Origin of the sequence: Flavobacterium sp. A45, assembly GCF_002001005.1 — a bacterium.
In the GTDB taxonomy this organism is placed as follows: Bacteria; Bacteroidota; Bacteroidia; order Flavobacteriales; family Flavobacteriaceae; genus Flavobacterium.
The window spans coordinates 37,454-64,230 of the sequence record NZ_MUNX01000146.1 but is presented as its reverse complement, the minus strand read 5'-3'; the positions used below and the strand labels follow the sequence as shown (position 1 = coordinate 64,230).

The window sequence follows — 26,777 nt, the reverse complement described above, 5'->3', positions numbered from 1 at the left end:
CTTCTACTTTGTAGATGCGTTGTTATCAATAAGACTAAGAATTTTTTGCAAGTTTTATTCTAAAAATTACTCACGCAGAGACGCGAAGTCGCAAAATTTATCACCATGTTACTTTGCGCCTTTGCTTGAAAAAACAAGCCTTAAGAAGCGCTTTGGGAGAGCAAAGTATTTGGTTTAATTTATACTTGTGTTTGGTATAATTACGATTTAAGCACAAAATCTCCTTCGTAAAAAAAAAGGGTGAAGCCAAACGAATTTAGCTTCACCCTTTTTAAATAACTAACAAATTTTATTACCAGAATTTCACGTATAAGGCAGCAATAATTACTAGTGTCAATACAATCATCACTGTTGTTTGAGGTTTTATCTTGAACATTTCTGTATCCAATTCGAATGCTTTTGGATTCACTTTTGGACCGGCAAAACTGATACCAATCATAAGAAGCATTGTGAACACAAATGACAATCCCATACAAATATGAAATGGAATTTCGTAACCGCCATGTCCGTTAGGCCAAGCAGTATACAACAAAGTTTCATTTCCAAATAGAGCTGGCGCAAATTCATTGAATAAAACTGACAATAAGAAACCTGCAATTACACCTACAATCGCAGCTGTACCAGTCGTTCTTTTCCAGAACATACCAAGAATAAACATTGCAAATACCCCTGGGCTAATAAATCCTGTATATTTTTGGATGTATGTAAAACCACCCACACCACCAATTCCTAGCACATCATTCCAAGTAAACATAACAGCAAGAAGCATCGCCGCAAAAACAGCATACTTCCCGATATTCACCTGAGCTCTATCTGTAGCATCTTTTTGAATGTATTTTTTGTGTACGTCCAAAGTATAAATAGTAGAGATACTGTTTACTTTACCAGCCAAAGAAGCTACAATAGCTGCTGTCAAAGCCGCTACAGACAATCCTTTCAAACCTGTAGGAAGGAACGTTAACATAGCAGAATACGCTCCGTCTTTTCCTCCAACCAATTGAGGTAAATGTCCGTTTTCATATAAAACAAAAGCAGCAATACCTGGTAACATTACGATAACTGGCATTAATAATTTCAAGAATCCTGCGAATAAAATACCAGTACGTGCCGTTTGCAAATCAGCTCCCAAAGCTCTTTGAGTGATGTATTGGTTACAGCCCCAATAGTTAAGATTGATAATCCAGATACCTGCCAAATAAGACATCATTCCTGGAAAAGTAAGATACTTATTGATTTCCAACTGAGAAGACGCTTCTGTTGGCCTAGGAATAATCATTTTGAAATGCTCTGGCGCTTTTTCCATCAATACATTGAAACCGGCGATTGCATCTTGGCCAAAACCAAAATAATTAGCAACTGTTGTCAAAGCAATGTACGAAGTTACCAATCCTCCAATGATTAAAACCGCCACCTGAATTACGTCGGTATAAGCTACCACTTTCATACCTCCTAAAGAGATAAGCAAAGCAAAAACTGCTAAACCTATCATAATTGTATGCAGATATTCTCCACCTGCCAATCCGTTGATAGCAACAGCCCCTAAGTATAAAATAGAAGTCAAGTTCACGAAAACATATAAAAACAACCAAAAAACAGCCATAATCAAAGCAGTAGATTCGTTATATCTTGTTTTCAAAAATTGAGGCATGGTATAAATCTTGTTTTTCAAATAAACAGGAATAAACCAAATAGCGATAATAATTAAGGCAATGGCAGCAATCCATTCGTATGCAGCAACAGCGATTCCCAAAAAGAAACCTTCACCACTCATCCCAATAAATTGTTCAGCCGATATATTTGAAGCAATCAATGAAGCTCCGATAGCCCACCAAGTCAATGTTCCTTCTGCAAGGAAATAAGCTTTGGCATCGTGTTCATTTTTTTCACGCTTGCGATAAATCATGTATCCATAAGTGGATACCACGACAAAATAAATAATAAATACTGCGTAATCCGCAAAAGCTAGGTTCTGGCTCATGAGTAAATAGTTGTTATTGAATTAATATTAATAAATTGTGGTTATTCTTTATGCTTATATTTTGTAATCTGAAATCTACTGCTCTTTTTGGCATTAAAAACACTTCTTTTTTTAGAAAAAATTTTGCAATTCGACAATGTAATCAACTGTAAAATATCAGATGCGTTTTAATTTCATTCTTTTTTTATGAATTATTGAAGCCAAATGTAAAATAAAAATATTTATTTTCATCATTTATAAATGTGTTTTTTACATTTATTTTAAATTTACACCTTAACAACTTCAAACAGTACGATTATCCTGTTTAAATATTCTTATTACTATGCAAATTCTGGGCTTGTTCGAATCTTTTGTTCCCATTTCCACGCACTAGACATGGCTTCTTCTAAAGTAGATGCGGTTTTCCAGCCCAAAACGTTATTCGCTTTATCGGTATTGGCGTAAGCCTCAGTTACATCTCCTTCTCTTCTTTCCACGATTTTGTATGGCAATTTTTGTCCGCTCACTTTTTCAAAAGCTGCAATCACTTCCAATACTGAACTCCCTGTTCCCGTTCCAAGATTGAAAATCTCTAATGGTTCTTCATTCTTTTCATCCAATAATCTTTGCAATGCAATTACGTGGGCTTTCGCCAAATCGACTACGTGAATATAATCGCGAACGCAAGTTCCATCAACTGTTGGATAATCATTTCCGTAAACCGATAATTCGGCACGCAAGCCCATTCCTGCTTGAGTGATAAATGGAACTAAATTTTGAGGTACACCAATAGGCAATTCTCCAATTTCACCAGACGGATGTGCTCCGATAGGATTGAAATAACGAAGTAAAATAGCATTAATGCCGCTTACTTTCACTACATCGGAAATAATTTCCTCACCTATCTGTTTAGTATTTCCGTAAGGAGACAAAGCCGGTTGAATCGGAGTTGTTTCCGCAATTGGCATTACTTCGGCTTGACCGTAAACCGTACAAGACGAACTGAAGATAAAATGAGCTGCTGCCTTTTTCTCCAATTCCTGCAAAATATAAACTAAGGCTCCCAAGTTGTTTTCATAATACAACAATGGGTTTTTAACGCTTTCGCCAACAGCTTTCGAGGCGGCAAAATGAATGACTCCTACAACATCGTTATGTTCCATAAAAAAATTTTGCACAGCCATTTTTTCTCTCAAATCGATTGAAGAAAAAATAGGTTTTTTACCTGTAATGCGTTCGATACCGTCCAAAACTTCAATAGAAGAATTAGAAAGATTATCAATCACGACAACTTCAAAACCCTGATTTTGCAATTCGACAACAGTATGGGATCCTATGAAACCCAAACCGCCTGTTACTACTATCTTACTCATTTTATTTCTTTTTAATCTTTAATAAATGCTCAACTACTGCTCAATAAATTACATTCTTTTAGGTTTTATAACAAAACCATAACTATACTCCTTCCCTTTTAATAGATACTTTTCATGTGGCAATGCACCCCAGCTGTTATCCCCGCCTACTCCTCTTTGGGCTAAATCAATACAGACTACAACCTCATTTCGAGGAGTTATATCATTGATATGACGATATTTCTTGGTTAATCCCGGATCAAAATCTTCTGGGTAATTATGCAGGGCACTTACTCCTAAAGGCTGTAAACCATTTATTTCGATTCCGCTTCCAGAATTATTTGTAAGCGTTAACCAACGGACATCGGTTTTATAACCATTTTCCTGAGGACGAGTATAAGGAACATATTGATCGGCAACTTTACTGCTATAAATTCCTTTAAAAGAAGCAGTATTTCTATCCTGATAATTTTCCCAAGGACCTCTTCCATAGAAATTAAAATTATCCAGCTCTTTTTTGAGAGAGAATATCATTCCAAAACGTGGCATTTCGGACAATGGATTGCTACCAGCCTTGAATGAATTTGAAATCTCTAAACTTCCGTCGGCATTCATCGTATAAACAATTGTATATGTAGACGCAATATCCCTTAAGAAAAGAGTAGCCACAACACTTGATTTCCCAGCTATTTCTTTAATTTCTAAAGAATTCAATTTGCTGAATTTCCCTGCAGCTCTCCACACATTGCTTTCCGCCTGCATATTATTCCCAAAATCATTATCTGTTGGAGCGCGCCAGAAATTTGGAACTGGCAATTGATTGAAAAATCGTTCTCCTTTTGATTTATAATCCTGAATCAAACCTGATTTCTTGCTTATTACGACCTCAACACCTGACGAACTAAGCGTAACTTCATCTTTAGTCTCTTTTACCGTAGGATTTGCAGTTTTCTTTGTGGCTTTAACAAAATAATTATTAATGCCAATTGAAAACTGTTCTCTGGCTACTTCAAATTTTTGAGGTAAAACTTCGGTACCATTGCGTGTGTAAGCATAAATATTCAAAAGATATTCTGTGCCGTCTTTTGCAGTTAACTTAGGTAATTCCAGTTGTATTTCCTTTTTGGATTGAGGAGCAAGATTTACATCTATTACAGCTGATTTTATAACCAAACCGTTTTCTAAAACTTCGTATTTAAAAATATAATTGTCAAGATTAGTGAAACCAAAACCGTTTACAATCTCTATAATTCCTTTATTCAAATCAACACTTTTGAATAAAATATCCTGATATACTTTCTTTACTTCAAAAGCGCCTGGATGTGGTTTTCGGTCTGGCCAAACCAATCCGTTATGACAAAAGTTTTCATCATTGGTGTAATTTTGGCTTCCCATGTCTCCTCCATAAGACCAATATTTACGACCTACTTCATCAGTCATTTCAAATCCCTGATCTACCCAATCCCAGATAAATCCGCCCTGCATGTTTTCACTTCCGTGAATAATATCCCAATATTCTTGAAAATTACCACTGCTATTTCCCATTGCATGTGAATACTCACACATAATAAACGGACGTTTTACATCCTTGCGCCCAGCATATTCTTTCATATACTCAATACTTGGATACATCGGACAGACGATATCTGTATTGTCCTCTTCCATGGCTTGCTCAAATTGAACCAATCGGGTTTTGTCCCTGTTTTTAATCCACTTGTAAGCATCTTTAAAAACTTGTCCATTTCCGCATTCATTTCCTAAAGACCAAAGAATAACCGAAGGCTGATTTTTGTCCCGTTCTACCAAACTGTAAATACGATCCATGTGCGCAGCGTGCCATTCCGGTCTATAAGCTGGATGATTAGCATAATCAGAAATCCAATTCAAAGAACCCATACCATGACTCTCAATATTAGCTTCATCTACCAAAAACAAACCGTATTTATTACACAATTTTACCCATAGCAGATTCATAGGATAATGACTGCAGCGCACGGCATTAATGTTTAATTCTTTCATCATCTTAATATCCTTCATCATCGTTTCCTCGTCCTGATAATGACCAGTTTTAGGATTATGCTCATGAATATTTACACCATGAACCATGATTCGAATACCATTGACTAATAATTGACCGTTTTTCAATTCTACTTTGCGGAAACCTATTGAAGTCCCAACCGTTTCTATAAGCTTTCCATTTTCATCTTTCAGTGAAAGCAATAGCGTATATAAATTAGGATTTTCATTACTCCATAATTTAGGTGATTCAACATTCTGGCTGAACGTAACTGATTCTGCTGAATTGGCTTTTACATTTACCTTAACTTCTTTTGTAAAAAGCACTGTTCCGTTTTTATCTACCAATTTTGCTTCAATCGTTTGATTGTTTTTTGATGCCGAATTCTTATTCTGAAGTTTTACATCAACAGATAAACTTCCGTTTTTATATGAAGCATCTAAATCTGGACGCGCAAAAAAATCGGCAATTCGAATATTAGCTGTACTGTACAAATAAACATCACGGTCGATTCCTGATAAACGCCAAAAATCCTGATCTTCTAAATAGGAACCATCGCTCCAGCGGTACACCTCAACAGCTAACTGATTTTTACCAGCTTTTACATATTTAGTGATATCAAACTCCGTTGGGCTTTTCGTGTTTTCGCTGTAGCCTACTTTCTCTCCATTTACCCAAACATACATTGCCGAAGTTCCTGCTTCAAAATGAATATATACCCGACGATTGTTCCAATTTTCAGGCAACTCAAATGTACGTTTATAAGAACCCACCGGATTATCGGCATGGTCTATAAATGGCGGATTTTTGACAAACGGATAAGTAATATTCGTGTAGATAGGAATTCCATAACCCTGCAGTTCCCAATTAGCAGGCACTGAAATTTCTTTCCAGTTTGTTGTATTAAAATTAGTTTTGAAAAAATCAATTGGCCTTTCATCTGGCGTTGGAGACCAATTGAATTTCCACATTCCATTCAAACTTAGAAACCACGGAGAACGAATATAATCATCTGCAATAGCAGACGACTCATCAGCATACGGCAAAAATGCCGCTCTAGCCGGTTCTCTATTAATTTGGAATACTTCTGGATTTTCCCAGTCATTAACCGTTTTCTTTTCTTGTGCCGCTACAGCTAAAGAAAGAAAAACAAAGCTTAAAAGGATTGACTTTTTCATCTATTTGTTTTTATAATGCACCTCTGGTAATGCTTTCAATACTGCTGCACTTTTCTCTGGAGTAATATCTCTTTGTGCTTCGCCCATCATTTCATAACCTACCATAAATTTCTTTACGGAAGCCGAACGCAACAATGGTGGATAGAAATGCATGTGAAATTGCCATTCTGGGTGCGATTCCCCATCTGTTGGTGCTTGATGAATTCCAGAAGAATATGGGAAAGACGTCTCAAAAAGATTATCGTATTTTATCGTTAATAGCTTTAAAATAGAAGCATAAGCAGAAACTTCTTCTGAAGTGAACTCTGTTATTTTTGTAATATGCCTTTTGCTGATAATCATCGTTTCAAATGGCCAAATTGCCCAAAAGGGAACCAAAGCCACGAAATGCTCATTCTCAACAACGATACGTTCCTTTAGTTTTAATTCTTCATTCAAGTAATCCAGCAAAAGATTGCTTCCATTTTTATCGAAATAGGCTTTCAAACTGTTTTGTGTTTTTTCAACCTGGGTAGGCAAAGACGATTGCGCCCATATTTGTCCGTGTGGGTGCGGGTTGCTGCATCCCATTACGCTTCCTTTGTTTTCAAAAATCTGAACGTGATTGATGTAATCTACACTTCCTAAATCGGTGTATTCTTTTTGCCAAGTTCTAATAATAGTCTCAATTGAAGCATGATCCATTTCTGGCAAAGTCAAATCGTGTCTTGGCGAGAAACAAACTACTCTTGCAATACCGCGTTCCGGTTTTGCTTTGAAAAAAGTAGGTTTAGAATCTTCTTCAAACAAGATTGGCTCTTGTTTTACGGCTGCAAAGTCATTCTCAAAAACAAAACTTGATTCATATTTCGGATTGTTTTCCCCATTGGCACGAACATTCCCTGGACACAAATAACAAGTGGGGTCGTATTCTGGAAGTGCATCGGTATGAATTTTTTCGTTTTGTCCTTGCCAAGGTCTTTTCGCTCTGTGCGGAGATACTAAAACCCATTCGTTAATTAATGGATTGAAGCGTCTGTGCGGATCTTCGTTTATATCAAAATTTTTCATTTTATTCATTTTATGGTTTTTTACCGCAAAGTGCGCAATGATTTTATAAATTATCTCTATCCCGAAAGGGTCGCAAAGCTTTGCGTTCCTTGCGTTTTTAAAAAAACTTTGCGCTCCTTGCGGTTAAAATTATTTACTGATGCAATGATGTACCGTTTCCGATTTTTACATCATAAATTTTCAAATCTATATCAAAAGCTTCTTTGTATAACTGAGTCAGTTTTGTTTTGATATTTTCTTCTTCACCTTTTTTAATCAAATTGATGGTACAGCCGCCAAAACCGCCTCCCATTAATCGGGAGCCAATTACTGCTTTCTCTTTTTTCAAAGTATCAACAATAAAATCCAGCTCATCACAGCTCACTAAATATTCTTTAGATAATCCTTCGTGAGTTTCGAAAAGCAATTTTCCAAGTTCTTCAATATTTCCATTATCCAAAGCTTCGCAGGCAAGTGCTACACGGCGAATTTCTTTAACAACAAAATGAGATCTGACAAACACATTCGGTGACATTTTATCTTTCAGACGAAGCACATGGCTCTCGTCACAATCTCTAAAACTAGTGATCTCCGGAAAATTGCTTTTGATGATAGAAAGTCCTTCTTCACATTCTTCACGTCTTGTATTATAAGCAGAAGTAAACAAAGAATGCTTCACATTACTATCAAATAAAATCAACGAGTAGTCATTAAAATCGGCATTGTGATACTCGTATTCTAATGTTTTGCAGTCAATTTTAATCACTTTATTCTCCAAGCCCATCACGCTCGAAAACTGATCCATAATTCCACAGTTGATTCCAACCCAGTGTTCCGCTTTTTGTCCCATTAATGCAATATCCACTTTAGGAATTGTCAAATCGTAAAGTTCTTTGATTCCGAAAATCGTCCCACATTCTAAAGCTGCCGACGAAGACAATCCCGAACCAACAGGGATGTTACTGCTAAACACACAATTGAAACCGTCGAAAGAAAAGCCTTTATCCTGCAATTGTTTAATTACACCCAAAATATAATTCGTCCAAACGACTTTACTCAAAGAAATAGTTTCTGTCAAATCAACTTCAAATTCTTCATTTAAATCAATGGCTACAATTTTGGATTGCTTCGAATTGTTTTTTGCAAAAGCAAAACAAATAATCTTGTCGATTGCAGCAGGCAAAACATAGCCATCATTGTAATCGATATGTTCTCCAATAATGTTAATTCTTCCCGGAGAAAGAACTACTTTTTCGGGAGCGTTGCCAAATTTCTCCTGAAAAAAAGCAGTCGTTTTGTTAATTAATAAATCGTTCATTTTCTTTAAATTACTATTATTTTGAAATTGTTAAAGTCTTCAGTTTATTTTTTAGATTCTAATGTCAATTTACCGCTCTTAAGTCCAGTACCGTTTACTTCAAGTTTTACATCACCGGCAGTTGTTGTCGATTTTACAAGCACTACCAACTTTCCGCTAAAAAGTTTCATGGTATCTTTATGAAACATTTCGAGTGAAGTGGCATCGCCATTGCAGGCCGCTCTGTAAGTACCCGCTCCTGAAACCTTAAATTTCAACTGGTTAGTCGCCGTAGGACAAGGAATTCCATTTTTGTCAACTACAGAAACGGTTACAAAAGATATATCTTCGCCATCGGCAGTAATTGTTTTCCTGTCTGCTTCTAAAACAATTTGATAAGGCTTTCCAGCTGTTTTAACTTCTTCCTCAGCAACAGCTTTACCATTGTCATCATAAGCCACCACTTTTACCGTTCCCGGCTCATATTTCACATCCATCCACATTAGACGATAGCGATTCTGTGGAGTGTTTTTATTTTTTTTCTGAACTCCCATGCTTTTGCCGTTTACAAAAAGCTCAGCACTGTTGTAATTTGTATATACAAAAACGGGGGTTGTCTCTCCTTCTCTGCCTTCCCAGTTCCAATGTGGCAAGATATGAAGAGTTGGTTTCTCTGTATTCCAACGGCTTCGGTATAAATAATAACGGTCTTTTGGTAAACCGGCTAAATCGTTAATTCCAAAATAAGAACTTCGAGAAGGCCACATTTCATCATAAGGAGTTGGTTCTCCTAAATAATCAAAACCAGTCCAAACAAACTCGCCAATTACCCAAGGTTTATCATCTTGAAGCACAAAATCTTCATCAGGAACATTAGACCAATCACATGCTTCCAAATCATAAGATGAAGACTGAAAATCTGGATATTGCTTGTTTTTTTCTTGAACTACAGGGAATTTATAAATTCCTCTAGAACTAACAGTTGAAGCTGTTTCCGAACCTAAAATAAATCCTTGCGGAAACTTTTTAAATGCCTCGTCATATAAATGCACACGATAATTTAATCCTGGAATATCCAACAAAGCTCCAAAACCAGATTCCATAGTCGCTTTTACCTGATCCATACCAACAGTTACTGGACGTGTCGGGTCTTCTCTATGAAATATTTCCTGCAACCATTTGGCTCTCTTCACACCTTCTTCTCCCCATTGATCTGGCACTTCATTTCCAGAACTCCACATCACAATTGAAGGATGATTTCTTGTTGCACGCACTAAATTCACGATGTCCTTTTCGGCATATTCCTCAAAGAAACGATGATACCCATTTTCTACTTTTGCTTTTGCCCATTCATCAAAACTCTCTGCAAGGAACATAAAACCCATTTCATCTGCCAACTCAAGCTGCTCAAAAGAAGGCATATTGTGTGAACTACGTATTGCATTACAACCGAGATCTTTTAATATCACCATTTGTCTGCGCAATGCGGCTTTATTTACTGCTGCTCCGAGCGGACCAAGATCGTGGTGAAGACAAACTCCTTTAAATTTGGTAATCTTTCCATTAAGACTGAAACCTTTATTGGCCTCATATTTTATTTCTCTAATTCCAAAACGTGTTGAAATCTCATCTTTCAAATCTTTTCCAACATACAATTGGGAAACCGCTTTATACAAATAAGGGGTTTCGGGACTCCACAATTTTGGCTTTTCAACTTTTAAGTTTTGATCGAATTCTTTCCCGAATTGTGCTGTCGACTCTTCTGAATTTAGTTTATGTCCTTCGGCATCAAAAATGGTGGTAACTAAACGAGTATTATCTCCAGAAGCTTTTGTCTTGATATTAACTTTGGCAATTGCTGGACTTATAAAAGGAGTCGTTACAAACTGCCCCCATTGGTCAATGCTTTCATTATTTTTTATAATAACACTTACTTTTCGATATAAACCGGCACCAGGATACCAGCGTGAAGCAAATTCTTTATTGGTTAATTTTACTGATAATGTGTTCTCACCTTCTTGTGCAAATTGGGAAACATCAAAATAAAAATAACTATAGCCATAAGCCCATTCTCCAACTTTTTTTCCGTTTAAATACACTTGAGGTTCGCTCATCGCACCTTCAAAAAGAAGAATTATTTTTTTGCCTTTTGAATCTTTAGGCAATGTAAATGTATTGCGATACCAAGCAGTCCCAATATGCGGTAAAGCCCCTGTTCGCCCTGTTTTTTCGGTAGCTATTTTTTCTCCGTTTTGAACAATTGCAACATTCTGTATATCTACATTTTTATCAAAAGGCCCGTAAATTGCCCAGTCATGCGGAACGGTTACTGATTCCCATTTCGAATCATTAAAATTTACTTTAACTGCATCTTCAAAATCGCCTTTTTGAAATTTCCAATTAGTATCTAACACTTTAACCTCTCGTGTTTGAGACAAAGCTATTTGTGCAAATGCTAAAAATATAACGAGAATACTTATCAGTTTCTTCATTTTTTAAAACAAATTAGAGTTTTAGTTTTTTTTGAACCATATAAGTCATTTAAGATCATATAAGGTTACTTATTTGAATTGTTCATTTTGTTTGCCAATATTTTATTGCGCCTCAACTTATATGAACTTATATATCTTATATGGTTTATTATTCTTTAAACGCATCCAATGCCATAGACGGTTTTCCGTCTGATCTCCAAGCACTCAATTCATAATGACTCCATGATTTTGCGCCTTGAGGTTCCCAGTAAATTACACCTAATCCTTTATTATTTGGTACAGCTTTTACCGCTTTTATAACCGCAACCAGCATATCGTATGTATTTTGTTCCTGCGTATCAATACCGCCAACCTCAACAACCATTACTTCTTTGTCATATCTAGCTGCCATGTCATTTAGATTATTAGCTAAATCGGCGATGTTTTCTTTATAATCCGTTTTAATCCAAAATGGGTAATATGACAATCCGATTACATCATACTTTACATTATTTGCTTTAGCATTATCAAAAAACCATCTGAATTTTTTACTGTTATTTCCTTCGTCAAGGTGAACAATAACTTTGATATTTTTATCTACAGCCTTCGTCGCATCATATCCTTTATTGAGCAATTGTGCCAATTGATTAAAGTTGTCTGTACTTCCTTCTGGCCATAACATCCCGCCTGGAATTTCATTCCCAACTTGTACCCATTCTGGGGTAACACCTGCTTGTTTTAGCGCTTTCAAAACATCTTCCGTATGAAGATAAACATCATTCAGCAATTCTGCGAAAGTATGATTCTTCCAAGCTGCAGGTTTATTTTGCTTTCCTGGGTCTGCCCAAGAATCACTATAATGAAAGTTAATCATGATTCGCATTCCCATTTTTTGTGCACGAACAGCCATCGCAACTGTTTCTTCTTTACTGCAGTGTCCGCTAGCTTTATCATTCGAAGGATTAACCCAAACACGTAATCTAATTGTATTCATTCCTCGGTCTTTCAGCAATTGCAGACAGTCTTTTTGGGTTCCGTCAGTATCATAGAATTTATATCCTGTAGCTTCCATTTGTGGCAACCAACCCACATCTCCACCTTTAGCGAAAGCCACTTCTTTGGGTTTCTGAGCTGTTTTATTGGTCGTACAATTTGAAAAAACCAATGCTATAAGAATTACTGATAAACAAAATGCTTTTTTCATTGTCTTCTAATTTAAATTAAATGCTTGTAAAACAGGCAATGCTTTATTATCAAAATCATAGAATGCTTGATTCTCAAACGTAGAACCATTAGTCGCTTCTTTTCCTTTGAAAGAAACCCACTCGCCTCCCCAATATGCAAATCCAATACCGCTTTGAGACGTTTTGACAAGATTTTTTATAGCCAAAACATAACTCTTTTGCCCTTCAGGAGTTGCCGGATAACCCGAAACCAATTGCGAATCCAAACCAACTATATTATTAGTCCAATCATTATACCCTAATGTAAAAGGATAAGCGGTTTCGGCAATAACTACTTTTTTGCTGAACTTACTTCCCAAAGCATCAATAGTACTTTTTATAACTGTCAAATCTTTACCATGCCAAACTGGATAATAGGAAAGACCAATATAATCGTAATCTACACTTTTCACTTTGGTAAAAAACCAATCCGTATCCGTAGCTTTTACACCTGCATAATGAATCATGATTTTTGTTTTTGGCGCTTTGCTTCTAATGGCAGCACTAGCCGTTTTTAATAAATCAATACATTGTGCTTCCTTATTAATCAAATGTCCTTGAGGCCAAAGCAAGCCACTGTTTATTTCATTCCCAATTTGAATAATATCAGGATTAATCTCGGTTATGATTGTAGAGGTATAAGTAGCGACAGCAGTTTTCAAATCTGCAAAAGACAAATCTTTCCATTCAGCTGGAGTAGTTTGAACCGCTGGGTCTGCCCAAGTATCAGAATAGTGAACGGTAAGCCAAACTTTCAAACCTGCTTGTTTAACACGTGCGGCAAGTGCTTTTACTTCTGTCAAACCAGAATGTCCGCCGGCAGGATTTTTCCATAAACGGATTCGAATCGTATTGCAACCTGCGCTTTTCAGAGTGGTAAGCATGTCTTCGGCTTTGCCATTATTGGTCAAAACAGTTCCTGCACTTTCAATCTCTGGAAGAAATGAAATATCGGCAGCTCGGATAAATTCATCGACTACAACTGGTGGGTCTACCACTGGTGGCGTATCTGGTGAATCACTACTGGAACAGCTAAACTGGATAGCCAACAAAGCGAAAAGTGACAGTATAATTAGGGCTTTTTTCATTGTGAGTATATTTTAAAATGATTGAAATTTATAAATTGTGTTATGAGAATATCTTTCGTCTTTTTTTAGAATTGCACTAGGAAAATGGTCGTGACTGGGAGCATCCGGGAAGTTTTGTGTTTCAAAACAAATACCGCTTAACGGATGATAATCGGCATCTTCTTTTCCTTTTACAGTATTAAAACAATTTCCTCCAACATAGATATGAACCCCAGGCTGGTCGGTATAGACTGTCATTTTTAAATTATTTTTTTTATTAAAAAGAGAGGCCGCAAATTCTTCAGTATGATCTATTACAAAAGTATGGTCAATTTTGGACGGACATTTTTTAGGAACATAAAAGTCAAAATAAGTATTGTACAATTCTAAAAACCTACCATTGGGGATACATTCGTTATTTGTTTCCAACATTCGATGAGCATTTACAATTAATTCCTGATCTTTTACAGAAGACAAATGGCCATCAAGATTAAAATAACTGTGATGAGTCAAATTTACTACAGTATCTTCTGTAGTCTTGGCGCTATACTGAATTATTAATTCATTTTCTTCAGATAGCGTATAGGTAAGCTCAACCGTTAATTCTCCAGGATAATTTTCTTCTCCTGCTGGGCTGGAATAGGACAGTGTTATTGATGAGTTTTGACCCAGATGTACATTTTTGACTGCCCATACTTTTTGACTGAACCCAATTTTACCACCATGTAAGGAGTTACCATTGTTGTTTTTATTCAAATAAATTTTTCTCCCATTCAAATTAAAAGAACTGTTATGAATCCTTCCTGCATATCTTCCAACTGTGGCACCCATATAAGGTGGACTCACTAGATTAAACGACTGTATGTAAGACTCTAGAGTGTCAAAACCCAAAACAACATCAACAATTTCACCGTTTTTCAATGGTACTTTCAATTCGGTTATCGTAGCCCCATAATTGATTACCTTTAATATCATTCCATTTTTGTTAGATAATTCGTAGGAGTATATCTCCTCACCGTCTGGCATTAAACCAAACAAATCCTTTACAGAAGTGGTTTTAATTTGTGAATTGCATTTTATTTCCATTGTTTTATTATGAAATTAGAAATCCAAATTTAGAACAAAATTCATATTATGCATACCAGTACCTACCAGTTTTTGTATCTTGCAAAAAAATTGAAAACAAAATGAAAGCAATCGCAATCCAAAATAACATTGGCTTACCCAAATACAAACAGATAATCAATGCGATCGAAAAAGCAATTGAAAGCCAGGATTTAAAGAAAGACGACAAATTACCTTCCATCAACAAAATTTGTCTTCCTTATAATTTATCAAGAGATACCGCACTTCAAGCTTATGATGAGCTCAAAAAAAGAGGAATTATTTATGCCATTCCAGGCAAAGGATATTATGTGAAAAGTGTTGAAATCACTATAAAACAGAAAATATTTTTACTTTTTGACGAGCTTAACATTTTCAAAGAAGACATTTACAATTCGTTTTTAAAAAACATTGGCAAAAATGTACAGGTCGATATTTTCTTTCACCATTTTAATGTTCAAGTTTTTCAGAAATTGATAAATGACAGCAATGGGAATTACACCAAATATATCATTATGCCCACCAACTTAATCGATGTCGTTGAAGTTATAAAAACCCTACCAGTAAATGACGTAATCATCCTTGACCAAACCAATGATGAACTAAAATCATTCCCTGCTATTTACCAAAATCACAAAAAAGACATTTTTGAAGGTTTGTACAAAGGAAAAACAAGATTAAACAAGTACAAAAAATTCATTATGATTTTCCCCGGTTTTAGAGAACCTTTGGGAATGAAAATTGGGTTTGAAAATTTCTGTTCAGAATACGCAATAGATTATGAAATCATCAGCGAATTCACCGATAACGAAATAACAATCGGGGGCGTTTACATCATCCCGAATGACAGAGATTTGGTTCGGGTAATTGAGAAAGCCCGACAACAAAACTTAAAATTAGGAACTGATTTTGGAATCATTTCCTATAATGAAACCCCATTAAAAAAAGTGGTTTCTAACGGTATCACCACTATTTCCACCGATTTTACAACCATGGGAAAACTGCTGGCCCAAATGGTACTTACCGGAAAAAAAGAACAAATCGAAAACAAAAGCGCTTTAATTATTAGAAATTCATTGTAATCATTTTTTTTATCCTCAGATCTTCGAACAGAAAATAAGTTGTCTTGCGGGCTACGCAAATGTCTCTGACTTTGAGGAGCCTTTAAATTTGCATAATAAATATTTCTTAATTTTAAAGTTGTTGTTTTTTATCCTTATTTCTCCCCCTTTCTATTAATACAAAATTCAGAATTCATTATCAAACCCCGAATTACTTTCAGCATTAACTGTGAAAAAATCATCTTTCCTTTTTTTGTTTTTGTTAAACAAATTTAGCTATATTTGCAAATGTATTTTTTACACTTATTATTTTATTCTTCCTTAACCTCTCAAAAATAGTCTGTTATTTAATAGAGACGAATCGACTTCAGAACAAAATAATAGACTCTTATCATTTAAATAAAGCGGTTAAAACAAAACTGTTTTACATTGCAAAATCATTTACACAGGATTTTGGAAAAAGACAAAATGTTTTATCAAAAAACTTTAACCAAAAATGCCAATACTGTTATTAAAAAATTAACACCATAAATTATGAACCAAAAAATTGACAATTTAGCCGCCGACAATATAAGAGCGCTGGCTATTTCTATGGTAGAAAAAGCAAATTCAGGACACCCAGGCGGTGCTATGGGAGGCGCTGATTTTATGCATATTTTATACACTGAATATTTAAATTTTGACCCAACGCAAATGGATTGGCCGTTCAGAGACCGCTTCTTTATGGATGCGGGACACTTATCGGCTTTGATGTATGCACAATACTATTTACTAGGGAATTACAAAAAAGAAGATGTACAGCAATTTAGACAATGGGGATCTGTAACGCCGGGACATCCTGAAGTCGATGTTTTAAGAGGAATCGAAAACACTTCGGGCCCCCTGGGACAAGGACATGCCATGGGAGTTGGTGCTGCTATTGCTGCCAAGTTTCTTGACGCCAGATTCAAAGGATTTTTTGATCACAAAATATATGGTTTCATTACCGATGGAGGCGTACAGGAAGAAATTTCACAGGGAGCGGGAAGAATCGCAGGACACTTGGGATTGAACAATTTTATTATGTTTTATGATTCTAATGATGTACAACTTTCTTCGATGACCGATGAAGTAACTTCAGAAGATACCGCCATGAAATACAAGGCTTGGGGATGGAACGTAATCACGATAAACGGCCACGACCATTCAGAAATCCGTCAGGCATTAAATATTGCCAACAAAGAAACCGAAAGACCAACCTTGATCATCGGAAAAACAATCATGGGAAAAGGCTGTGTTACTGCAGATGGTTCTATGTATGAAGGCGAATGTGAATTGCACGGAAAACCTATTGGCGACACTAAAGCGGATTACACCAAAACACTATTAAACCTCAACGCCAATCCAGAAGATCCTTTTGCTATTTATGAAGAAGTAACCGCTCATTATGCTACAATTTTATCGAAAAAAACAGAAAAAGCGGCTTCGAAAAAACAACAAATTGCAAAATGGGAAAATGAAAACCCAGCATTGGCAGAAAAAATGCACTTGTTTTTATCCGGTAAATTACCAGAATTAGATTTAAGCAGTGTGGCTCAAAAACCAAATGCAGCGACAAGAGATGCTTCGTCAGCAGTGCTGGCTTATTTAGCAGAAAATGTAGAAAACATCATCGTTTCTTCGGCAGATTTATCCAACAGCGACAAAACTGATGGCTTCTTGAAGAAATCATCGGTATTGCAAAAAAATAATTTTGAAGGCGCCTTTTTACAGGCTGGTGTTGCTGAATTGACCATGACTTCCATCGCCAACGGTATTGCTCTTCATGGTGGTGTAATTCCAGTAGTGGCAACGTTTTTTGTATTCTCGGATTACATGAAACCAGCCATACGATTGGCCGCAATCCAAGAACTTCCAGTAAAATATGTACTCACTCACGACTCATTCCGAGTGGGTGAAGACGGACCAACGCACCAACCAATCGAGCAAGAAGCACAAATGCGTTTGTTGGAAAAAGTTAAAAATCATTCGGGACACCAGAGTTTATTAGCACTGCGCCCTGCCGATGCTATTGAAACTTCAGTGGCTTGGGATATGGCATTAAAGAACACAAAAACGCCAACTGCTTTAATCCTTTCCAGACAAGGAATAAAAGACATTCCAGCAGTTAAAACTTCAAGATACGCAGAAGCAACAGCTGCTGAAAAAGGCGGTTATTTGGTAAAAGAAACTGCAAATCAAGATATCACCCTGATTGCAAACGGATCGGAGGTTTCGACGCTTATCGATGCTGCCGTGATTTTGGAGAAAGAGCATAATTTAAAAATAAACATTGCTTCGATTATTTCAGAAGGTTTGTTTAAATCACAGCCTAAATCATACCAAGAAAGTATCATTCCAAAAGGAAAACTTGTTTTCGGACTTACCGCAGGTCTTCCTGTAAACCTTGAAGGCTTAATTGGCGACAGCGGAAAAGTAATAGGACTGGATCATTTTGGCTATTCGGCACCAGCTAGTGTTTTGGATGAAAAATTTGGATTTACAAGCCAACACGTTTGTGCTGAAATACTAAAATATATTGAGGAGAGTAAAGAAGCTAAGACACTAAGTTTCTAAGAAACTAAGACAAAAACATTAAAAAAAACTCAGATTCTTAGTAACTCAGAAACTTAGAATCTCCAAAAAAAACATACTTATGAAATTTTTTATCGACACAGCAAATTTAAATGAAATTGCAGAGGCTCAGGCCCTAGGAGTATTAGATGGTGTAACTACTAATCCATCATTAATGGCCAAAGAAGGGATTACCGGCGCAGACAATATTTTGAAGCACTATGTTGCTATCTGTGAAATTGTTGACGGAGATGTTTCAGCAGAGGTGATTGCGACAGATTATGAAGGAATGGTTCGTGAAGGCGAAATATTGGCTGCTTTGCATCCTCAGATTGTGGTAAAACTGCCTATGATTGCTACTGGAGTTAAAGCCTGCAAATATTTTTCGGATAAAGGAATCAGAACTAATGTGACCTTAGTTTTTTCAGTGGGACAGGCATTACTTGCTGCCAAAGCTGGAGCTACTTATGTGTCTCCGTTTCTAGGTAGACTAGATGATATTTGTACTGATGGTATGGGATTGATTGCCGATATCAGACAAATTTATGACAATTATGATTTTCAAACTCAAATTTTATCAGCTTCCGTTCGTAATACAATGCATGTTATAAATTGTGCAAAACTAGGATCGGATGTAATGACTGGTCCATTATCTTCAATCACTGGATTATTGAAACATCCTCTGACCGATAGCGGATTAGCACAATTTTTAGCCGATTACCAAAAAGGAAATAGCTAGAACTTAATATTCAAAATTCGTTTTAGTCCAACAAAAAAGGAAGCTTCTGCAACAGAAGCTTCCTTTTTTTATTTGCTTTAAAATCAAATTCTACTTTAAAAGTTCAAAGCGAAATTATTCAAGAGTTTGGCATCGTATTTTTCTTTGTCAAAAGTATAGAGATACGAACCTTTTCTAGAAGAAGTCATGTCTTTCTCATCTAATTTTATCAAAATATCCAACGAGTTGATTTTGCTGATAAAATTTCTTTTGTCGATTTGTTTGTCCAAAATGGATTCATACAATTTAAGTAGTTGACTCATTTTAAATTTTTCGGGTAACAGTTCAAATCCAACAGGTCGCATCGAAGTTCTGTAACGCAATCTTCTTATGGCATGTGCCAACATATTATCGTGGTCAAAAATCAATTTTGGCACTTCCGAAACACTAAACCATTTGGCATGATAGTTCTGGATCAATTCGGCATTATGGTTTTCGATATTAATCAGTGCATAATAAGCTACAGATATGGTTCTTTCTACAGGGTCACGATCAATTTCACTGTAGGTATAAAGCTGTTCCATATAAATATCCTGCAAACCAGTATAAGTATTCAAGACTCTTATGGCTGCAGTATCCAATACTTCCTCTTTTTTAAGAAATCCTCCCATTAATGACCATTTCCCTTTTTCAGGTTCAAAATCCCTTTTAATCAAAAGGATTTTCAACCCTTCTTCATCAAAACCGAAAATGATGCAATCTACCGCTAGAAGAACTTTGTCAGCTGTACTATAACTATTTAGCATTTTCTATATATTTTGTGGTAAATATAAGAACTTCCTCAAAACTACCAAATTTATTTAATGTTGTTTTTACACTTATAAAAACAAAAAGGAACAACAAACATAAGTCACTGAATTAGCACGTGATACATCCTTAACCAAACCCAAAAATTTTGATCCCTCTTTGTCAAAAGATAAAAAAAGAGAATTTAGACACCAAAATCCAACTTATTTTTTAATACCCGAGTCGCAATTAAGTGTTAAAATTACATTTACAAGTGCTTTTTGGCCATTTTAGAACCCAAAAAATATTCTGAAAATGACAAATTAAACAAAAAAAGCAAGCTTCAATAGTATTTTTTTGTACACAAAATCGTTCATTTTTTATAAAAAAACAAAATATTCATAAAAAAATTTAAAAATTTAATAGATATAAAAAAAAGACTCAATATGCTTAATATCAATATATTATATTTTACGAAAACGTTTTTGATAGTTTTAAAACACGCAAATACTTACGTTTAACCGCAAATTTTAGGATATCCGTTTTTTTTTGCAACTTTTTTTATCAGATTAATTTGTTTTTATGCTTTTTTTTTATTTAAATTTACAAATGTAAAAACTACACTTATAATTAACCAAAATGCAATCAATATGACAACAAACCACAGATTATTTTTTTATTGCAATTTTTTATTGCCTAAAAAAGAATGGCTACTAGCATTATTAGTTATGCTCTTTAGTACTTATAATGCATCGGCACAACAGCCCAATATTGTTTCAGGAAAAATTACATCCTCAAGTGATGCGATGCCACTTCCTGGAGTAAATATTTTAGTAAAAGGAACTACCACCGCAACATCTACTGGATTTGATGGAGATTATTCCATAAATGCAAAACCTACAGATGTCCTTATTTTTTCGTATGTAGGATATGAAACTCAAGAAATAACTATCGCAAATCGAACAAAAATAGATTTTGGAATGAGAGACAACCTCAACAAACTGAATGAAATAGTTGTGGTTGGGTATGGTACACAAAAGAAAGCAGATTTAACAGGATCTGTAAGTGTGGTGAACATGAAAGAAGCCAAAACGATAACAACCTACGATCCTGCAAAAATGCTGCAAGGACAAGTTGCCGGGGTTACCGTACAATCATCAGGAGAGCCGGGAGGTTACGTTAATGTGAAAATTAGAGGTATTTCATCTTTCAACAACAATAATCCTCTTTTTGTAATTGACGGAATGATTGTTGAATCTCCAAATGATTTTGCACCAGGTGATATCGAATCGATGCAGGTATTGAAAGATGCTTCTTCAGCAGCGATTTATGGTGTTCGCGGAGCTAATGGAGTAGTTATCATCACTACCAAAAAAGGGAAACAAGGTAAATTTGAAGTAAAATACAAGTCTTTACTTGGACTTCAAACTGTTGCTAAAAATTGGGATGTTACAGACAGAGAAGGCTATCAACAAATCACTACTGCGGCTGAATTAAATGCAGGATTGACAATAGCTCCCGGGAATGACCCTACCAGCCCGCTATACATTAATGATGTAAACACGAATTGGCAGAAAGAAGCCTTCGAAACAGGGGTAGTTAACAACCAATCTTTAACATTAAGTGGGGGAGCCGAAAGTATGGCCTACAATATGAATGTAGACTATTTCAAGAATACTAGTTATGTTAATTCTCCGCAAGACTATGAAAGAATATCTACGAATCTTAATTTGTCTGGTAAAAAAGGTAAATTTAAATACGGTTCAAAAATTGGATATACGCAATCGGACAAAGAAAATTTTAACAGTTATGTTGGAGAGTCCGCTATTGCTGCCTTATTAACAGCTATACCAACTATGCCAGTTTATGATGAAAATAGACTTGGAGGATACGGTGGAACGGACAACTTAACACAAAGAGCCATCTCTCTTAACGTAATTGGTTTCAACAACTTAATTGACAATAGCGGACAAAGAAATCGTTTCATTGGTAATATTTGGGGAGAACTTGAAATTGTAAAAGGATTAAAATACAAAATAGATGCCAGTTTTGACCGATTGGATTGGCAAGACAGAAAATTCAATCCACCAAGTGATTTGGGTTGGTACTACATTACTACCAATGATGAAGCTGAGCTTAATGTTGTTACAGGAAATGAATCCAGAACATTTTTGAATAATTTATTAACTTACGAAAAAACTATTGGCAATCACAAATTTGATGCATTGGCAGGTTGGATTCAAGAAAGATCTGACTATTACAGACACTGGTCAAATGGCAAAGGGTACACACCTGGTGAAATCAGTCATCTTGAATATGCAGATGCCACCAGTTCTGGCGAATATGAAAATACCAAAACTGGTATTTCGTACTTAAGCAGAATCAATTATTCGTATGATGATCGTTATTTTATAACTGGAAACTTCAGACAAGACAAAACGTCTCTTTTCAGTCAGGAAAACAATACAGGTAACTTTTATTCGTTCTCAGGAGCTTGGAAAATTAGCAATGAAACATTCTTGCATTTACCAGAATGGGTTAGCAATATTAAACTTAGAGGTGGATATGGTGTATTAGGAAACAACACTATTGGTACTTATGCCTATTCCCCAACTATAAATGCTTTTGCAGGTTATAACTTTAATAATGAATTAGCCAATGGAACAACTGTTGTAAGTGCAATTGATCCAAATGTACACTGGGAAGAAACAAAAAGCACAAATGTGGCACTTGAGTTAGGATTCCTTAATAACAGTTTACAGTTCTCTGCTGAATATTTCATCAAAGAATCAACTGATTTATTGATTGCTGTTCCTTTACCATTCTCTACAGGAGCATTTCCTGCTAGTGTAACTACAAACGCAGGAGCAGTTAAAAACAGTGGTTTAGAATTTACGGCTTCTTATGCAAATAATGATCATGAATTCAAATACAATATTTCAGCCAACTTAGGAACGTTGAAAAATGAGGTTTTACAAATTGGACTTAACGGAAATCCAATTTATGGTGCTGCTTCTAAAACCGAAGTAGGAAGATCCATTGGTGAGATTTTTGCATACGAAACAGATGGTATTTTTCAAAATGCTGCCGAAATCGCTGCTGCTCCAACTCAAACCAATGCAGGTGTTGGAGATATTCGTTTCAAAGACATCAATGATGATGGAATGATAAGTGACTTGGATAGAACCTACCAAGGAACAACCATTCCGCAATATAGCTATGGTATCAACTTTAGTGCCTCATACAAGAATTTTGAATTCTCAATGTTTTGGCAAGGTGCTGGTGGAAACAAAGTATTTAATGCGATGTATCGTAATTTAATGGCTGGCCAATACGGTAACCACAGTACTGACATGCTTAATTATTGGACTCCAACAAATACCAATACTGATGTTCCGCGCCCTATCATTGGTGATCCAAATGCAAACGGAAGAGACTCTAATCGATTTATAGAAAATGGAGACTACCTAAAATTACAGACTATGGAAATTGGTTACCAAATCCCAGTTCCTGAAACGTTTTTTATCGAAAAAGCTAGAATTTATGTAAATGGCCAAAACTTATTAATCCTTAGCGATTACAAAGGATATGACCCTGATTTCAACAGCAATGACGGATTATTCTCAAGAGGATATGATGCGGGTTCATTCCCAAATCCTAGAACCATTTCTATAGGACTTGATGTAACTTTCTAAAATTAGTCAACAATTAAAAACGAATCAAAATGAAACATAAAATATATAATTATCTAGCTGGTTTCTTTTCACTTGCTGCTGTAACCACAAGTTGTGTAAGCGATGATGACTTATTGCAAGTAGATCCCAATGTAGAAACCTCAGGGTCATTCTGGAAAACAGACGAAGATGCCTTAGCAGGAGTGAATGCCGTTTACTCCAGTTTATTAACAGATGGAACCTATATGAGAAGTACACCTTTATTATTAGACTTAAAAGGGGATGACACTCGAAGCAACAGCCCGTGGGGATCAATGTACAATGTAGGTCGTTTCAACTCCAATGTTTCAGACGCTGCTATTTATGGTTGGGCATATGAAACCTATTATCAAGGTATCTACAGAGCTAATCAAGTTTTGGCTAACGTGCCGGGTATTGAAATGAGCGATGCAGCACTTAAAAACAGAATCATTGGGCAGGCATATTTCTTGAGAGGTTTGTATTTATTTCATGCCGTAAATATGTTCAAAAACGTACCCGTACCAACAGACCTGGCTATTTACTATCCACAAAAAACTCAAGCGGAAGGTTGGGCTCAAGTGATTGCAGATTTCAAAGCGGCTGCCGAATTGCTACCAGTATCTTACACCAGCGTATCTGGTTTGGATGCAGGGCAAAAAGGACGTGCTACCAAAGGAGCTGCACTAGGTTATTTAGGAAAAGCCTATTTGTTTACTAAAGATTTTGCCAATGCAAAAACAACATTCAAACAAGTAATTGATTCGGGTGTTTATTCTTTAGTTTCAAACTACCGAGATAACTTTACGGATACGAACGAAAACAACTCAGAATCATTGTTCGAAGTTGAATTCAGTAGAGAAGCTGGTGGAGTAGCTTTAGGATGGGGTGGTATTCCAGCATCCGATTGGGGAAAAACTTCTGCAAGAGCTATTACTTATGCTCCAAGAGCTTTTGGATGGACTGATGTTCAACCTACTTGGGCATTATTTAATGAATACCAAGTTGAAAAAACGACTACAGGGGCAACAGACCCTCGTTTGGACGCTACTGTGTTTTACAACAAACCAGGTGTGAAATTGTACGGACAAGATTTTGCCACTTTCTATGGAGCAAATCCAGGTGATTTAAATGATTTATTTTGCAGAAAATATCAAAACTCTGACGGGAATTATGCCAACGAATACGACTGGCGTTCAGGAATTAACGAGCGTTTGTTACGTTATGCAGATGTGCTGTTAATGTATGCTGAGTGTTTGAACGAAACTGGCGATACTCCTGGAGCGTACACTTACATCCAAATGGTGAGAGACCGTGTGGGCTTACCAAACTTGAGTACTGCAAAACCTGGACTTAGTCAAGCTGCAATGAGAGATCAGATTGGCCACGAAAGATTCTTAGAATTCCCTCTTGAAGGACACCGTTTTGATGATATCCGCCGTTGGGGATGGTTAGAAGATGCTGCAAAATTAGCATGGTTAAAAACCAGAGATGTAGAATTCAATTCGTATGCACCTGGAAGAGAGTATTTCCCAATTCCACAATTAGACATGGACAATAACCCTGGAATGGTTCAAAATCCAAGTTATTAATATTTTATTTGAGTTAGTTTAGTTAGAAATTTAATATCATGTGGTAAACTTTCCGTAGTTTGCCACGTGATATTATAAAATAAAGCCATCATGAAAAAAGTCCAATTATTATTATTTATCATCGCTTTTTGTAGTCAAGCCAGTTTTGCACAAAAAGAAACGACAGTACTTACTATAAAAAATGCTGCAGATGCTCCAACAATCAACAAAAACATCTATGGTCACTTTGCAGAACATTTAGGAAGATGCATATATGGTGGCTTTTTTGTAGGTGACACTTCTAAAATACCAAATACTGCTGGTGTCCGCAATGATATTATTAAGGCTTTGAAAGAGTTAAAAATTCCAAATTTAAGATGGCCGGGTGGTTGTTTTGCCGATACCTATCACTGGAAAGACGGTATTGGCCCTAAAGAACAAAGACCAACGATTGTAAATCAATGGTGGGGCGGTGTTACTGAAGACAACAGTTTTGGAACGCATGATTTTTTGAATATGTGTGAACTTCTGGGAGCTGAACCATACTTATCTGGAAACGTAGGTAGTGGAACCGTTCAGGAATTAGCAGACTGGGTACAGTACACCAACTTTGGCGGAAAAAGCCCAATGAGCGACCTTCGTAAAAAAAATGGAAGAACTGAACCTTGGAAAGTGAAATTCTGGGGAATTGGAAATGAAGCCTGGGGCTGTGGCGGTAATATGACCGCAGATTATTACGTGGGTGAATATAGAAAATACGCAACCTTCATGTCCGATTGGCAAAACACAGGCGGCTTAACCCGCATTGCTTCCGGATCAAACAGTGCCGATTACAATTGGACCGAAACCTTGATGAAAGATATTCCCCTAAACATGTTAGGAGGAGTTGGAGTTCACCATTATGCCGTTATCGATTGGAATAAAAAAGGAGATGGTACCGATTTTTCTGAAGACGGATATTTCAATACGATGAAATCTGCTTTAAAAATGGAAGAGCTGGTAACCAAACATTCTGCTATCATGGACAAATACGATCCTGAGAAAAAAGTAGCGATGATTGTTGACGAATGGGGAGCTTGGTATGAAGTAGAAAAAGGAACAAATCCTGGTTTCTTATACCAGCAAAACACAATGAGAGATGCTGTTCTGGCTGGAGCAACACTAAATATTTTCAACAACCATGCAGAGAGAGTCCGTATGGCAAACTTAGCACAATGCGTAAACGTTTTACAGGCTGTAATCTTAACAGATAAAGCAAAAATGATTACAACTCCAACCTATTCTGTAATGAAAATGTACAGTGTGCATCAAGATGCTAAATTATTGCCCGTTAGTTTTCAAACACCATTGTACACTTTTAATGGAGAAACACTTCCTGCAATATCCGCATCAGCTTCAAAAGATAAAAGTGGTGCAGTCCATATTTCAATGGTAAATGTTGATGCAAAAAAAACAAACAAAATAGAAATTGATGTAAAAGATCTTGGTGTTAAAAATTTCACTGGAACAATTTTAACATCGCCTAAATTACAAGATTACAATTCATTCGAAAATCCAAACAAAATTATACCAACTGTTTTTAAAGGTTTCGAAAACAAAAAAGGAAAACTTGAAATCACTATTCCTCCATTCTCAGTAGTTGTTTTAGAAGGAATATAAAAA

16 protein-coding genes are annotated in these 26,777 nt (G+C 36.1%); 6 read left to right on the top strand and 10 right to left on the bottom strand.

Annotation, left to right across the window (positions count from 1 at the left end; all coding sequences use genetic code 11):
- Positions 1-292: 292 nt before the first annotated feature.
- The 9 genes from B0E44_RS16765 to B0E44_RS16725 all read right to left on the bottom strand — a co-directional run bounded on the left by B0E44_RS16765 (position 293) and on the right by B0E44_RS16725 (position 14,677).
- A complete protein-coding gene (locus tag B0E44_RS16765; protein ID WP_077377908.1) occupies positions 293-1,978 on the bottom strand; it encodes a sodium/sugar symporter in 1,686 nt (561 codons plus the stop codon).
- A gap of 320 nt (positions 1,979-2,298) precedes the next feature.
- Positions 2,299-3,330, bottom strand: a complete 1,032-nt coding sequence (gene galE, locus B0E44_RS16760; protein WP_077377905.1) for a UDP-glucose 4-epimerase GalE — start codon at positions 3,328-3,330, stop codon at positions 2,299-2,301.
- Between the two features lie 48 nt (positions 3,331-3,378).
- A complete protein-coding gene (locus B0E44_RS16755) occupies positions 3,379-6,504 on the bottom strand; it encodes a glycoside hydrolase family 2 TIM barrel-domain containing protein (protein ID WP_077377902.1) in 3,126 nt (1,041 codons plus the stop codon).
- Positions 6,505-7,554 carry a UDP-glucose--hexose-1-phosphate uridylyltransferase gene (locus B0E44_RS16750; protein WP_077378369.1) on the bottom strand — a complete coding sequence of 350 codons (1,050 nt, stop codon included), beginning with the start codon at positions 7,552-7,554 and terminating at the stop codon, positions 6,505-6,507.
- 133 nt (positions 7,555-7,687) lie between these two features.
- Positions 7,688-8,851, bottom strand: coding sequence for a galactokinase (gene galK, locus B0E44_RS16745; protein WP_077377899.1), 1,164 nt, complete (start codon positions 8,849-8,851; stop codon positions 7,688-7,690).
- 44 nt (positions 8,852-8,895) lie between these two features.
- Positions 8,896-11,322, bottom strand: a complete 2,427-nt coding sequence (locus tag B0E44_RS16740) for a DUF4982 domain-containing protein (protein WP_077377896.1) — start codon at positions 11,320-11,322, stop codon at positions 8,896-8,898.
- A 148-nt stretch (positions 11,323-11,470) separates the two neighbouring features.
- The gene (locus B0E44_RS16735) at positions 11,471-12,505 is read right to left on the bottom strand and encodes a glycosyl hydrolase 53 family protein (protein WP_077377893.1); all 1,035 of its coding nucleotides are present in this window, start codon (positions 12,503-12,505) and stop codon (positions 11,471-11,473) included.
- Between the two features lie 6 nt (positions 12,506-12,511).
- On the bottom strand, positions 12,512-13,612 hold the full coding sequence (locus B0E44_RS16730; protein ID WP_077377890.1) for a glycosyl hydrolase 53 family protein: 1,101 nt from the start codon (positions 13,610-13,612) through the stop codon (positions 12,512-12,514).
- 12 nt (positions 13,613-13,624) lie between these two features.
- Positions 13,625-14,677, bottom strand: a complete 1,053-nt coding sequence (locus B0E44_RS16725) for an aldose epimerase family protein (RefSeq protein ID WP_077377887.1) — start codon at positions 14,675-14,677, stop codon at positions 13,625-13,627.
- Between the two features lie 101 nt (positions 14,678-14,778).
- Here B0E44_RS16725 and B0E44_RS16720 point away from each other — a divergent pair, with 101 nt between their 5' ends.
- The 3 genes from B0E44_RS16720 (at position 14,779) to fsa (ending at position 19,087) form a co-directional block, all read left to right on the top strand.
- Positions 14,779-15,777: a GntR family transcriptional regulator gene (locus tag B0E44_RS16720; RefSeq protein ID WP_077378366.1), complete on the top strand. Its 999-nt coding sequence runs from the start codon at positions 14,779-14,781 to the stop codon at positions 15,775-15,777.
- 513 nt (positions 15,778-16,290) lie between these two features.
- Entirely contained in the window at positions 16,291-18,351 is a 2,061-nt protein-coding gene (locus tag B0E44_RS16715) for a transketolase (RefSeq protein WP_077377884.1), read from the top strand.
- 79 nt (positions 18,352-18,430) lie between these two features.
- Positions 18,431-19,087, top strand: coding sequence for a fructose-6-phosphate aldolase (fsa, locus tag B0E44_RS16710; protein ID WP_077377881.1), 657 nt, complete (start codon positions 18,431-18,433; stop codon positions 19,085-19,087).
- Between the two features lie 95 nt (positions 19,088-19,182).
- On the opposite strand, the gene B0E44_RS16705 is transcribed toward fsa, so the two are convergent.
- Positions 19,183-19,872: an NUDIX domain-containing protein gene (locus B0E44_RS16705; RefSeq protein ID WP_077377878.1), complete on the bottom strand. Its 690-nt coding sequence runs from the start codon at positions 19,870-19,872 to the stop codon at positions 19,183-19,185.
- 630 nt (positions 19,873-20,502) lie between these two features.
- Between B0E44_RS16705 and B0E44_RS16700 the strand changes: the two genes are divergently transcribed.
- The 3 genes from B0E44_RS16700 (at position 20,503) to B0E44_RS16690 (ending at position 26,774) form a co-directional block, all read left to right on the top strand.
- A complete protein-coding gene (locus B0E44_RS16700) occupies positions 20,503-23,547 on the top strand; it encodes a TonB-dependent receptor (RefSeq protein ID WP_077377875.1) in 3,045 nt (1,014 codons plus the stop codon).
- A 29-nt stretch (positions 23,548-23,576) separates the two neighbouring features.
- Positions 23,577-25,136, top strand: coding sequence for a RagB/SusD family nutrient uptake outer membrane protein (locus B0E44_RS16695; RefSeq protein WP_077377872.1), 1,560 nt, complete (start codon positions 23,577-23,579; stop codon positions 25,134-25,136).
- A 90-nt stretch (positions 25,137-25,226) separates the two neighbouring features.
- Positions 25,227-26,774, top strand: coding sequence for an alpha-N-arabinofuranosidase (locus tag B0E44_RS16690; protein ID WP_077377869.1), 1,548 nt, complete (start codon positions 25,227-25,229; stop codon positions 26,772-26,774).
- Positions 26,775-26,777 lie beyond the last annotated feature (3 nt).